The 12,106-nt window shown below is 73.5% G+C and carries 11 protein-coding genes; 8 read left to right on the forward strand and 3 right to left on the reverse strand.

Annotation, left to right across the window (positions count from 1 at the left end):
* The 4 genes from AB0G02_RS07915 to AB0G02_RS07930 are packed head-to-tail and all read left to right on the forward strand — an operon-like array spanning position 1 to position 3,226.
* A complete protein-coding gene (locus tag AB0G02_RS07915) occupies positions 1–1,002 on the forward strand; it encodes a C40 family peptidase (RefSeq protein ID WP_360791016.1) in 1,002 nt (333 codons plus the stop codon).
* Positions 1,003–1,014: 12 nt separating this feature from the next.
* The gene (locus AB0G02_RS07920; RefSeq protein WP_360791020.1) at positions 1,015–1,572 is read left to right on the forward strand and encodes a hypothetical protein; all 558 of its coding nucleotides are present in this window, start codon (positions 1,015–1,017) and stop codon (positions 1,570–1,572) included.
* A gap of 37 nt (positions 1,573–1,609) precedes the next feature.
* Positions 1,610–1,798: a hypothetical protein gene (locus AB0G02_RS07925; protein ID WP_360791023.1), complete on the forward strand. Its 189-nt coding sequence runs from the start codon at positions 1,610–1,612 to the stop codon at positions 1,796–1,798.
* 21 nt (positions 1,799–1,819) lie between these two features.
* Positions 1,820–3,226: an RNB domain-containing ribonuclease gene (locus AB0G02_RS07930; protein WP_360791026.1), complete on the forward strand. Its 1,407-nt coding sequence runs from the start codon at positions 1,820–1,822 to the stop codon at positions 3,224–3,226.
* Between the two features lie 46 nt (positions 3,227–3,272).
* Here AB0G02_RS07930 and AB0G02_RS07935 read toward each other — a convergent pair whose 3' ends face one another.
* On the reverse strand, positions 3,273–4,403 hold the full coding sequence (locus tag AB0G02_RS07935) for an FAD-dependent monooxygenase (protein WP_360791028.1): 1,131 nt from the start codon (positions 4,401–4,403) through the stop codon (positions 3,273–3,275).
* Positions 4,404–4,524: 121 nt separating this feature from the next.
* On the opposite strand from AB0G02_RS07935, the gene AB0G02_RS07940 reads away from it, so the two are divergent.
* From AB0G02_RS07940 to AB0G02_RS07950, 3 genes are read left to right on the forward strand one after another with little or no spacing between them, the layout of a single operon-like run.
* Positions 4,525–5,454, forward strand: a complete 930-nt coding sequence (locus tag AB0G02_RS07940; RefSeq protein WP_360791031.1) for a TetR/AcrR family transcriptional regulator C-terminal domain-containing protein — start codon at positions 4,525–4,527, stop codon at positions 5,452–5,454.
* A gap of 57 nt (positions 5,455–5,511) precedes the next feature.
* The gene (gene npdG / locus AB0G02_RS07945) at positions 5,512–6,180 is read left to right on the forward strand and encodes an NADPH-dependent F420 reductase (RefSeq protein ID WP_360791034.1); all 669 of its coding nucleotides are present in this window, start codon (positions 5,512–5,514) and stop codon (positions 6,178–6,180) included.
* The gene (locus AB0G02_RS07950; protein WP_360791037.1) at positions 6,180–6,929 is read left to right on the forward strand and encodes a helical backbone metal receptor; all 750 of its coding nucleotides are present in this window, start codon (positions 6,180–6,182) and stop codon (positions 6,927–6,929) included. Before npdG ends, AB0G02_RS07950 begins: the two co-directional genes overlap by 1 nt.
* A gap of 58 nt (positions 6,930–6,987) precedes the next feature.
* Here AB0G02_RS07950 and panB read toward each other — a convergent pair whose 3' ends face one another.
* Entirely contained in the window at positions 6,988–7,842 is an 855-nt protein-coding gene (gene panB, locus AB0G02_RS07955) for a 3-methyl-2-oxobutanoate hydroxymethyltransferase (RefSeq protein ID WP_360791040.1), read from the reverse strand.
* A gap of 125 nt (positions 7,843–7,967) precedes the next feature.
* The gene (locus AB0G02_RS07960) at positions 7,968–8,774 is read right to left on the reverse strand and encodes an alpha/beta hydrolase (protein WP_360791042.1); all 807 of its coding nucleotides are present in this window, start codon (positions 8,772–8,774) and stop codon (positions 7,968–7,970) included.
* On the opposite strand from AB0G02_RS07960, the gene lysX reads away from it, so the two are divergent.
* Entirely contained in the window at positions 8,773–12,066 is a 3,294-nt protein-coding gene (lysX, locus tag AB0G02_RS07965; RefSeq protein WP_360791045.1) for a bifunctional lysylphosphatidylglycerol synthetase/lysine--tRNA ligase LysX, read from the forward strand. The two genes, AB0G02_RS07960 and lysX, sit on opposite strands and share 2 nt — an antisense overlap.
* The last annotated feature ends 40 nt before the right edge of the window (positions 12,067–12,106 follow it).

Raw genomic sequence — 12,106 nt, forward strand, 5'->3', positions numbered from 1 at the left:
ATGCTGAAGATCGGGCTCGTGGTCACCGCGGTGGTCGCGGTCGTCGTCGTGACCGTGACCAACGGCGTGTCGACCGTACTCAAGGAGAACACCCCGTCGGAGGAGGCCGCCGGCATCCGCATGGCGAGCTGCAACGCCTCGCTCGGCCCGTGGCAGGCCGGCGCCGAGGTCAGGGGCCGCTCGGAGGCGGACCGCCTCACCGACGAGCAGCGCACCACCGTCGCGAACATCATCTCCATCGGTCGCAAGCGCCAGCTGCCGCCGCTGGCCTGGCAGGTCGCCATCCAGGCGGGCATGACCGAGTCCACCCTGCGCAGCCTCGACTACGGCGACCGCGACTCGCTGGGCATCTTCCAGATGCGCCCGTCGATGGGTTGGGGCACGCCGCAGCAGGTGACCGACCCCGAGTACGCGATCAACAAGTTCTACGACGTGCTGCTCAAGCTGCCCGAATGGCAGGAGCAGCGGCCCGGCGACTCGGCCCAGGACGTGGAGCGGTCGGCCTTCCCCGACCGGTACCACAAGTGGGAGGCCATGGCCGCGTTCCTGATCGGCCAGGAGGGCGACGTCAGCGACCCCGCCGGGTGCGGCGAGGGCGCGGGCGACTACCTGCTCGCGTCGAACGCGGCCGGCACCGCGATCGAGTTCACCAAGGCCCAGCTCGGCGAGCCCTACCTGTGGGGCGGCAACGGGCCCGACCAGTGGGACTGCTCCGGCATCCTGGTCAAGGCGTTCGCGGAGGCCGGCGTGAAGATCCCGCGGGTGGCGAACGACCAGTACATGTCCGGAGGCGCGTACCTGCCGGTGCGCGAGGCCAAGGCCGGTGACCTGATCTTCTGGGCGACCGACCCGGCCGACCCGGTCACCGTCCACCACGTGGCGATGTACCTGGGCAACGACGAGTACATCCACGCGCCGCAGACCGGTGACGTGGTGAAGATCAGCAAGATCAACTGGGATTACCACGAGTTGATGCCGCTGGCCGTCCGGCCGGGCGTGTAGGGAGGCACGACGGTGTTCAACCACGAACCGATCCAGCGCCACGCCGGGCCGCCCGCGTCGAGCACGCCGACGCGGGACTACCTGAACACCCGGCCGCCGGGCACCGACCAGTCCTACGCGGTGCTGCCGCGGTCGCTGGTCGAGGCGATGCCGCTGCCGTGGCAGCAGCAGATGGCGCACCTGCTGGCCGAGTTCCACCGCGCGTACGCGCACCTGAACTGGCCGGTGTACCGGGTGGTGCCGTCCAGGGTGGAGCGGCTGGTCGACCTCGACGAGGACCAGCTGGCCGAGGTGGGCGCGATCGTGGAGATCGACTCGGACGGCGAGCTGGTCTACCGCGACCGCAGCGGCGCGCTGATCACCGACGCGGAGCACCGGACGGTGCTGGTGTCGGTGCTCGACCCGATCCCGGGCGAGTACGCCAACGCCAACCAGAACACGCCGCCGCGCGGTTTCCCGCAGCCGCCCGTGCCGCCGCAGCCGGTGTACCCGCAGTCGGGTCCGCTGCCGGTGCAGGCCCCGCCGCCGGGGACGCCGCCGGTCCAGGGTCCGCCCGCGCCCCGCTGGTGAACATGACATGCGCTCCCGCGCATGGAAACCTGGACGCATGGCTTCTGATCCGAACGCGTGGTACTACTGCCTGACCCACCGGACGGTCGAGCACGGCGTCGGCTGCCGGGGTGGCGACCGCATGGGCCCCTACCCCGACGAGGCGACCGCGCAGCGCGCGCTGGACCTGGCGCGGGAGCGGACGAAGGCCGAGGACAAAGCCGATAAGGACTGGGGCAAGCGCTGAGGCCGGCTTAGGGTGCTCCCCATGGTGATCCGCACCGGCCGAGCGGACCTGGACTTCGGCGGCATCCGGACCGAGTTCGGCCTGCCCGGTGAGTTCCCGGCCGCCGCGATGGCCGAGGCGCAGGCCGCGGTGTCGCGCGACGTCGGCCGGGCGGACCGCGAGGACGCCACCGCGCTGCCGCTCGTGACGATCGACCCGCCCGGCGCGAAGGACCTGGACCAGGCGCTGCTGGTGCAGCGGGTCGGGTCCGGGTTCCGGGTGCACTACGCGATCGCGGACCTGGGCGTGTTCGTCGTGCCCGACGGCGCGCTCGACGCCGAGGTGCGCAAGCGCGGCCAGACGCTGTACCTGCCCGACGGCAACGTGCCGCTGCACCCGCCGGTGCTGTCGGAGGGCGCGGCGAGCCTGCTGCCGGGGCAGACGCGGCCGTCCGTGCTGTGGACGTTCGAGTGCGGCCCGGACGGCGAGCCCGTCGAGGTGCGGGTGCGGCGGGCGATGGTGCGCTCCACCGCGCAGTTCGACTACGAGGGCGTGCAGGCGCAGTTCGACGCGGGCACGCCCCACCCGTCGATCGAGGCCCTGCCGGACTTCGGCCGGTTGCGGCGGGAGCGGGCGGTGGACCGGGGCGCGGTCGAGCTGCAGCTCCCGGAGCAGGAGATCGTGCCGAACGGTGACGGCGACTGGAAGCTCGCGGTCCGGCCGCGCGCCGACGTGGACGCCTGGAACGCGGAGATCTCCCTGCTCACCGGCATGTCCGCGGCCAAGATCATGCTGGCGGCGAAGGTCGGGGTGCTGCGCACGCTGCCCGACGCGGACGACGGCGCGGTGGACGCGTTGCGCCGCTCCGCGCACGCGCTCGGCGTGCCGTGGCCGGACGGCGTGACCCCGGCGCGGTTGCTCGCGGGTCTCGACCCGAGCAGGCCGGAGGCGTTGGCGTTGTTCGTCGACGCGACCCGGCTGCTGCGCGGCGCGGGCTACACGGCGTTCAACGGCGAGGTCCCGTCGGTCTCCACGCACGCCGGCCTGGCCGCGCCGTACACGCACGTGACCGCGCCGCTGCGCCGCCTGGTGGACCGCTTCGCCACCGAGGTGTGCCTGGCCGTCACGGCGGGCGAGGAGGTGCCCGCGTGGCTGGTCAAGGCGCTGCCCCAGCTGCCTGGCCTGATGGGCGGGTCGGACGCGTTGGCGAGCAAGGTCGACCGGGCGTGCCTGGACCAGGTGGAGGCGTGGGTCCTGGCCGACCGGGTGGGCACCGAGTTCGAGGCGGTGGTGCTGCGGGCGGACGCCAACGGCGCCGACGTGTTCGTCACCCACCCGCCGGTGATGGGCCGCTGCACGGGCGAGGACCTGCCGGAAGGCGAACGGGTCGCGGTGCGCCTGGTGGAGGCCGACCCCGAGCGCCGCAAGGTCGTCTTCGAACGGGCCTGAGCCGCGAGGACGAGCCGCCGGGCCACCCGGCGGCTCGCGGACCGGCTCAGCCGCCGACCGGGACGTCGTCCAGCGAGATCGCGCGCTTGGCGCGGTCCACCGACTCCTCGGCGGGCGGACCGGCGGGGTTCTCGGTGGCCAGCGCCTGGTTCAGCGCGACGAACGGGCGCATCCGCCGCTCGTAGGCCGCGAACGCGGTCGGGTGGTCGACGCCGGGCCGGCCCAGCTCCTCCGCCAGCACGTAGGCGCCGACCAGCGCGAGGCTCGTGCCCTGCCCGGACAACGCCGACGCGCAGTAGGCGGCGTCACCGACCAGCGCGACGCGGCCGGTCGACCAGCCGTCCAGGTGGATCTGCGCCATGGCGTCGAAGTAGAAGTCGTCCGCGCCGTCCATGGCGGCCAGCAGCGCCGGGACCTCCCAGCCCATCCCCGCGAGCCGTTCGGCCACGAGCTCCTTCTGCCGCCGCACGTCCCGGTAGTCGTAGGCGACCGGCTCGGACGCGAACCCGAGCGTCACCCGCAGCTCGCTGTTGTCGCGCACCGGGTAGATCGCGCCGCCGGCGCCGGAGGCGTGGTCCTGGAACCACAGCTGCCAGTTGTCCAGGTCCAGGTGGTTGGCCATGGGGAAGATCGCCAGGTACTGACCGAGGTGCGTGCCGAACCGCTCCTCGGGGCCGAACGCGAGCCGCCGCACGGTGGAGTGCGCGCCGTCCGCGCCGATCACGAAGTCGAAGGTGCGGAACCCGCCGCGCTCGAACTCGACCCGGACGCCGTGCCCGTCCTGCCGCAGGTCGGTGATCGAGTCGCCGAACACGTACTCGACCCGGTCCGCGGTCGCGTCGTGCAGCATCGCGATCAGGTCCTCGCGCAGCACCTCGACGTCCTCGCCGTCCAACCGGCCGCTGCTCAGGACGTGCTCCTCGGACCGGTACAGCTCGTTGCCGTCACCGTCCAGCACGGACATCCCGCGCATCCGGGTCCGCGCGGCCCGCACCTGCTCCCCGAGGCCCATCCGGTCCACCACGTCGAGCGCGACGCCGCGGATGTCGACCGCCTGACCGCCCTTGCGCGGGCCCGGCGCGCGTTCCACGACGGTCACCGAGAAGCCGTGGTGGCGCAGCCAGTGGGCCAGGACCGGACCGGCGACGCCGGCCCCGGAGATCAGGACGTTCCGCATGGTGTTCCTCCGCTGCAATACGCTGTACGTTTACGCTGCACACAGTGCCGTACCAGCCTGAGAGACGGCAAAAACTGACCTAGTACAGCTCAAATCTGTACCAGTACAGACAGGGGTGGATGTGCCGACCGGACCGCGGTACCCGGGCATCGTCGACGAGCTCCGGCGCCGGATCACGCAGGGCGAGCTGCCGCCGGGTGCCAAGGTGCCCTCGACCCGCCGGATCGCCGCCGAGTGGGGCGTCGCGATGGCCACCGCCGCCAAGGCGCTCACCGCGTTGGCGCAGGAAGGGCTGGTGCGCGCGGAACCGCGCTCCGGCACGGTGGTGGCCGAGCCGCGCCGAGCCGCCCCGGCGAACCCCCGGCCGGTGCACGGCGCCCGGCAGCCGGAGCTCACCCGCGAACGGGTGGTACGGGCGGCCATCGCCATCGCGGACGCCGAGGGGCTCGGCGTGCTGTCCATGCGCGGCGTCGCGGCACGGCTCGGCGTGGCCCCGATGTCGCCCTACCGGCACGTCGCCGGCAAGGACGAACTGGTCCTGCTGATGGCCGACGCGGCGTTCGGCGAGCGCGGCTACCCGGCACGGCCGCCGGACGGCTGGCGGGCCCGGTTGGAGCTCGGCGCGCGCACCCTGTGGTCGCTGTACCGGCGGCACCCGTGGCTCGCCCAGCTCAGCCCGATCACCCGCCCGCTGCCGCTGCCGAACCTGGCCGTGCACGCGGAGTGGGCGCTGTCCGCGCTGGAGGGCTTCGGTCTGAGCGCCGCCGCCCTGTGCGACCTGCACGTCATGTTCTTCAGCCACGTGCAGGGCATCGCGGTCCACCTCGAACGCGAGCGGCAGGCGCTCGGCTCGTCCGGCCTGTCGGAGGACGAGTGGATGGACAGCCAGGCGACGGCGATGGCGGAGCTGGTCGGCTCCGGCCGCTACCCGGTGTTCGCGCGGATGCTCACGACCCTGTCCGGCGAGGGCTACGACCTCGACCTGGACGAGCTGTTCGAGCTGGGCCTGCGCTCGTTGCTGGATGGCCTCGCCCTGCGCCTGGACCGGTGACGTGATCGCGCACGCGATCGGAAGGCCCGGCCCGATCACCTGTGATGTGATGGCCGGGTGACTGATATTCGCGAGCTCACCGTCGGGGTCCTGGGTGGTACCGGCGCGCAGGGCAAGGGCTTGGCGCTGCGGTGGGCCAAGGCGGGCCTGAAGGTCGTCATCGGGTCGCGCGACGCCGCGCGCGCCGAAGCCGCGGCCGAGGAGGTGCGGGCGCAGACCGGGGTCGGGCACGTCAGCGGCGCGGACAACGCGGGCTGCGCCGAGCAGGCGGACGTGGTGCTGGTCGCGGTGCCGTGGGACGGGCACGCGGACACCGTGGCGTCGCTGCGCGAACCGCTGCGCGGCAAGGTGGTGATCGACTGCGTGAACCCGCTCGGCTTCGACAAGCAGGGCCCGTTCGCGCTGCCCGTGCCGGAGGGCAGCGCCGCGCAGCAGGCCGCCGCGCTCCTGCCGGACTCCCGCGTCACGGCCGCGTTCCACCACGTCTCCGCGGTCAACCTGGCCGACCTGTCGATCGAGCGGGTCGACAACGACGTGCTGGTCCTCGGGGACGACCGCGAGGCCACCGACCTGGTCCGCGCCCTGGCCGAGGTGGTCCCCGGCTTCCGCGGCGTCTACGGCGGCCGGCTGCGCAACGCCCACCAGGTGGAGGCGTTCACCGCGAACCTCATCGCGATCAACCGCCGCTACAAGGCGCACGCCGGTCTGAAGATCACCGACATCTGATGCTGCCCGTCGACGACCTCGGTGAGCCGGTGCCGCTGCCCGGCCCGCCGCGACGCGTGGTCAGCCTGGTGCCCTCGCTCACCGAGGCCGTCGCGACCGTCGACCGGGCCGCGCTGGTCGGCGTCACGGACTACTGCACGCACCCGCCGGACCTGGACGTCACGCGCGTCGGCGGCTCGAAGTACCCGAAGGTGGACCGGGTGCTTGCGCTGCGACCGGACCTGGTGCTGGCCAACAGCGAGGAGAACCGCCCGGAGGACGTGGAACGGCTGCGCGCCGACGGCGTCCCGGTGTGGGTGACGGCCGCGCCCGCCACCGTCCCCGCCGCGCTGGGTTCGCTGCGCCGCCTGCTGGGCACGGCCTGGGACGCGGAACCGGACTGGCTGGTCGAGGCCGAACACCGGTGGCGCGAGGTGACGCCGCCGTGGACGCGGGCCGTGGTTCCGGTGTGGCGCAAGCCGTGGGTGGTGCTGGGCCGCGACACGTTCGCGGGTGACGTGCTGCTGCGCCTGGGCGTGGTCAACACCTTCGCCGACCACCCCGAGCGCTACCCGCGCCCCGCGCAGGCCGACCTCCAGGACGCCGAGATCGTCGTGCTGCCCGACGAGCCGTACCTGTTCACCCCGGACGACGGCCCGCAGTTCTTCCCCGGCCTGCGCCCGGTGCACGTGTCGGGCCGCTACCTGACCTGGTACGGCCCGTCGCTGGTGCCGGCCCGCGACGCGCTGGAAGCGGCGCTGCGGCCCTGACGGCAGGCGCGAGGACGCCGCGCCGACCTCGGGCCGGCGCGGCGTCCTCGGTCGCGGATCAGTGGAAGGTGTGCTCCGGGCCGGGGAACTGGTGGCCCTTCACCTCGGCCGCGAACTGCTCCGCCGCCGACTTCATCACGCCCGCCACGTCGGCGTACCGCTTCACGAACCGCGGCGCGCGACCCCGGCGCAGGCCCATCATGTCCTGCCACACGAGCACCTGCGCGTCGGTGTCCGGTCCCGCGCCGATGCCGACGGTCGGGATGCGCAGGTCGTGCGTGATCTGCTTGGCGACCTCACCGGTCACCATCTCCAGCACGACGGCGAACGCGCCCGCTTCCTCGACGGCGTGCGCGTCGTCCACCACGGAGTCGAACGCGTCGCTGCGCCCCTGCACCCGGTAGCCGCCGAGCTGGTGCTCGCTCTGCGGGGTGAAGCCGATGTGCGCCATGACCGGGATGCCCGCCCGCACGATGGCCTCGACGTGCGGGGCGAAGTGCTTCCCGCCTTCGAGCTTCACCGCGTGCGCGCGGCCTTCCTTCATGAACCGCACGGCGGTGGCCACGGCCTGCTCGACCGAGACCTGGTAGGAGCCGAACGGCAGGTCGGCCACGACCAGCGCCCGCTTGACCGACCGCGTGACGCCCCGCACCAGCGGGATCAGCTCGTCCACGGTCACCGGCAGCGACGTGTCGTAGCCGTAGACGTTGTTGGACGCGGAGTCACCGACCAGCAGCACCGGGATGCCCGCCTCGTCGAACAGCTCCGCGGTGTACATGTCGTAGGCGGTGAGCATGGGCCACGGCTCGCCGCGTTCCTTCATCTCCCGCAGGTGGTGGATGCGCACCTTCTTGCCGGTGGGGGCGTTGCCCGCCCCGTTGCCGTAAGGCGCGGTTACCTCAGTCGAGGTCATCGTCGACCGTCCTCCCTCGAGGCCCGCGTCGTCGCGGGTCCCCGGGCCTTGTTGCACGGTTACCCGCCCAGCGTGACACCGGCGCGGGGGGATTGGCGCGGAGTGCGAGTAGCTTCACACGGCCGTCAGGAGCCGCGTAGTGCCTCCAGGACGGCCAACGCCACCGCGTCCGGCCGGTCGACCGGCACCATGTGGCGGCTGCCCGGCACCGGCACGGCCCGCCCGGCCGGGGACAGCGCGGCCAGCGCGGTGTGCGCGGGGACCACCCGCCGACCCGCCGTCAGCACCGTGAGCGGCACGGGCGGCAGCGGCCGGAACGCCCGCAGCCGCTCCACGGCTCCCACCTGCGCCGGGTACGACGCCAGCTCGTCCAGCACGGCCCGCGTCACCGACGGCCGCCCGTACACCGACCGCACCGCCGCCGGCGACGCCGGGTCGCGCCGGCCCAGCGTCGACCCGCGCATCACCCACCGGCGCAGCCGCAGGCCCTGAACGGCCACGACGGGGTCCAGCCCGAGCCGCAGCACGCACCGGGCCACCAGCGCCGACAGGTCGAACGGCCGCCCGGCGCCCGGCACCTCCGGGTCGGGGTCCACCAGAACGAGCCCCCGCACCCGCGCCGGCCGCAGCCGGGCCCACGCCTCCACGTGCAGCGCCGCCATCGAGTGCCCCACCAGCACCGCCGGCGGCCGACCGGCCAGCACGGCGTCCAGCACGGCCACCTCGCGCGCCAGGGTCGCGGGCGCCAGCGGCGGCCCGGACAGACCCGTGCCCGGGCGGTCGAACACCAGCACGTGCGCGTCCGGCAGCAGCGCCGCCACCGCGTCCCAGTCGAACCACGCGCCGCCCAACCCCGAGCTGAGCACCACCGCGGGCCCGTCGACACGCCCGGACGAGCGGATGTGCACGCGCCCGGCGAGTGAGGCGATCATGGTGGACAACCGAGACCCCTTGGAGCGTGTCGTGGCGGTGGCCGGCTGGAAGTGGCGGACGGCAGGGGTGGTCGCGACCGTCGTCCAAGCGGCGGCGGCGGCCTCCCTGCTGCTGTTCGTGGTCGACGAGGAGTCGGACCTCGCCGAGGTCATCTTCGCGGCCTCGACCCTGCTCGGCCTACCGGTCGAGGCGAACCTGTTCATCGCCCTGGTGCTGGTGGTGCTCGGCGCGGCGCTGCGCCGGCGCAAGCGGGCCGCGCTGTGGACGTTGCTGCTGTTCGAGATCCTCAACGTCACGGCGCTGCTGCTCTACGTCGTCCTCTACTGGATCGACCCGCACCCCTTCCTGGGCAGCGACGAGCCGGTCGACCGGGTCGGGCGGGTGGTCGAGGTGAGCGGTGTCATCCTCGTCGCCCTCGGCCTGATCGCGCTGCTCCTGGTGATCCGGGACGCCTTCCCGGCCGAGTTGCCGCCGGGCGCGTGGCGGCAGGCGCTGCTCGTCTTCGTCGCCGGGATCGTGGCGTTGTGCCTGGTCGGCTGGTTCCTGGCCGAGCTGTTCCCCGGTCACCTGCACGGCACGTGGTCGAAGCTGGTGTGGGCGGCGAACCAGATCACCGGCGAGGTGCTGCCGCAGCGCCGCCGCGGCCAGGGCCCGGACTGGCTGAGCGTCCTGCTCGGGTTCGGCGGGATGCTCGTCGCGATCGGCGCGCTGTACGTGTTCTTCCGCGGCGAGCGCTCCAGCCGGTTGCTGGACGACAACGACGAGCTGGCCGTGCGGCGGCTGCTGGCCGCGCACGGCGAGCCGGACTCGCTGGGCTACTTCGCCACCCGCCGGGACAAGAGCGTGGTGTTCGCCCCGAACGGCCGCGCCGCGCTCACCTACCGCGTGCTCGCCGGCACCACGCTGGCCAGCGGCGACCCGATCGGTGACGAGGAGGCGTGGGCGCAGGCGGTGGCGGCGTGGCTGGCCGAGGCGCGGCGGTACGGCTGGCTGCCCGGCGTGCTGGGCGCGAGCGAACGCGGCGCGCACCTCTACGCGGCGGCGGGCCTGAAGGCGTTGGAGATCGGTGACGAGGCCGTGCTGGACGTGCGCGAGTTCACGCTGTCCGGTCCGCAGCGCCGGTCCGTGCGGCAGGCCGTGAGCCGGGTGGAACGCGCCGGGTACACCGCGCGGGTGCGGCGGCACGCCGAGATCCCGGCCGACGAGCTGGCGTCGATCGTGGACCTGGCGCAGCGGTGGCGCGGTGCGGCGACCGAGCGCGGGTTCTCCATGGCGCTGGGCAGGTTGGGCGACCCGACCGACGGCCGGTGCGTGATGGTCGAGGCGTACGACGCGCGGGGCGAGCTGCGCGGCCTGCTGTCGTTCGTGCCGTGGGGCAGGCGCGGGCTGTCGCTGGACCTGATGCGTCGCGACCGGGCCGCCGAGAACGGCCTGAACGAGTTCATGGTGACCGAGCTGGTGGGCGCCGCGGCACGGCTGGGCGTGCAGCGGGTGTCGTTGAACTTCGCCATGTTCCGCGCGGTGTTCGAGGAGGGCGCGCGGATCGGCGCGGGACCGGTGCTGCGCACGTGGCGGGGCGTGCTGGGCGTCGCGTCCCGGTTCCTGCAGCTGGAGTCGCTGTACCGGTCGAACGCGAAGTACGGCCCCGAGTGGCTGCCCCGCTACCTGTGCTTCGCCCGCGCCCGTCACCTGCCCAGGGTCAGCGTCGCGGCCGGTGTGGCCGAGGGTTTCGTGCCGAGCCTGAGGTCGCTGTTCCAGCGCGGTGCGTCCCGCGCGCTGCGCTACGAGACCGCCGGCACGGACTTCGCCGCGGCCGTGGCCGGGATCGACGCGATCAAGGTCGAGCCGAAGCAGTTGCGCCGGCCGGAGCAGGTGCGCGTCCGCATCGCCAAGCTCGACCGGCTGCGGGCCGCCGGCATCGACCCGTACCCGGTGAACTACCCGCGTGACCACTCCCTGTCTGAGGTGCCGGAACGGCTCGGTGAGACCGTCTCGGTGACCGGCCGGGTCGTGGCGCTGCGCGAGCTGGGCGGCCTGGTGTTCGCCCGCGTCCGCGACTTCACCGGCGAGCTGCAGCTCATGCTGGACGCCGCGCGGGTGGACCTGGCCGCGTGGAAGGCGGGCGTCGACCTGGGCGACCACGTGGGCGTGCGCGGCGAGGTGGTCCGGTCGCGGCGCGGCGAGCTGTCCGTGCTCGCGGACGAGTGGACCGTGACCGCGAAGTGCCTGCACCCGTTGCCGGACAAGCGCAAGGGCCTGACCGACCCGGAGGCGCGGGCCCGCAAGCGGTACCTGGACCTCGCGGTGAACCCGGACTCGGCGCGGATGCTGCGGCTGCGCAGCGACGTCGTGCGCGGCATCCGCGACTTCCTGCACGGCCGCGGCTACCTGGAGGTCGAGACGCCGATGCTCCAGGCCGTGCACGGCGGTGCGAACGCCCGACCGTTCGTCACCCACATCAACGCCTACGACATGCGCATGTACCTGCGCATCGCGCCCGAGCTGTACCTGAAGCGGCTGTGCGTGGCGGGCGTGGACCGGGTCTTCGAGCTGAACCGCAACTTCCGCAACGAGGGCGCGGACGCCTCGCACAACCCCGAGTTCACCATGCTGGAGGCCTACCAGTCCTACGCGGACTACACCACGATGCTGCACCTCGTGCGGGAGCTGGTGCAGCACGCCGCCGTCGCCGCGCACGGCCGCCCGGTCGCGGTGCGCGACGGCGTGGAGGTCGACATCTCGGGCGAGTGGCCGGTGATCGGCGTCCACGCCGCGGTGTCCGCCGCCCTGTCGGCGCCCGTCACGCCGGACACCCCGGTGTCGGAGCTGCGGGTGTTGCTCGCCGGGCACGGCATCACGCCCGCCGACGACGCCGACCACGGGATGCTGGTGCAGCAGGCGTACGACCAGCTGGTCGAGCCGCGCACCGTCGAACCGACCTTCTACACCGACTTCCCGACCTCGGTCTCGCCCCTGACCAGGCCGCACCGCGTCGATCCGCGCCTGGCCGAGCGCTGGGACCTGGTGGCGTTCGGCGCGGAGATCGGCACGGCCTACTCGGAGCTGACCGACCCCCTGGAGCAGCGCCGCAGGCTGGAGGCGCAGTCGGTGAAGGCGGCCAGCGGCGACGTCGAGGCGATGGAGCTGGACGAGGACTTCCTCGACGCCCTGGAGCACGGCATGCCGCCCACCGGCGGTCTGGGGGTGGGCGTGGACCGGGTGCTGATGATGCTCACCGGCGCGTCGATCCGGCAGACCGTGCTGTTCCCGTTCGTCCGGCCCGTGACGTGAGCGGACAGGTCCGCGCCGCCCCCACGTCGGTGGGGGCGGC

The sequence above is a fragment of the Actinosynnema sp. NPDC023658 genome (assembly GCF_040639995.1).
GTDB lineage: Bacteria > Actinomycetota > Actinomycetes > Mycobacteriales > Pseudonocardiaceae > Actinosynnema.

Coding starts and splice junctions, on each gene's coding strand:
- AB0G02_RS07915 (WP_360791016.1), top strand. CDS start 1: ATGCTGAAGATCGGGCTCGTGGTCACCGCGGTGGTCGCGGTCGTCGTC.
- AB0G02_RS07925 (WP_360791023.1), top strand. CDS start 1,610: ATGGCTTCTGATCCGAACGCGTGGTACTACTGCCTGACCCACCGGACG.
- AB0G02_RS07930 (WP_360791026.1), top strand. CDS start 1,820: ATGGTGATCCGCACCGGCCGAGCGGACCTGGACTTCGGCGGCATCCGG.
- AB0G02_RS07935 (WP_360791028.1), bottom strand. CDS start 4,403: ATGCGGAACGTCCTGATCTCCGGGGCCGGCGTCGCCGGTCCGGTCCTG.
- AB0G02_RS07950 (WP_360791037.1), top strand. CDS start 6,180: ATGCTGCCCGTCGACGACCTCGGTGAGCCGGTGCCGCTGCCCGGCCCG.
- panB (WP_360791040.1), bottom strand. CDS start 7,842: ATGACCTCGACTGAGGTAACCGCGCCTTACGGCAACGGGGCGGGCAAC.
- lysX (WP_360791045.1), top strand. CDS start 8,773: ATGGTGGACAACCGAGACCCCTTGGAGCGTGTCGTGGCGGTGGCCGGC.
- AB0G02_RS07960 (WP_360791042.1), bottom strand. CDS start 8,774: ATGATCGCCTCACTCGCCGGGCGCGTGCACATCCGCTCGTCCGGGCGT.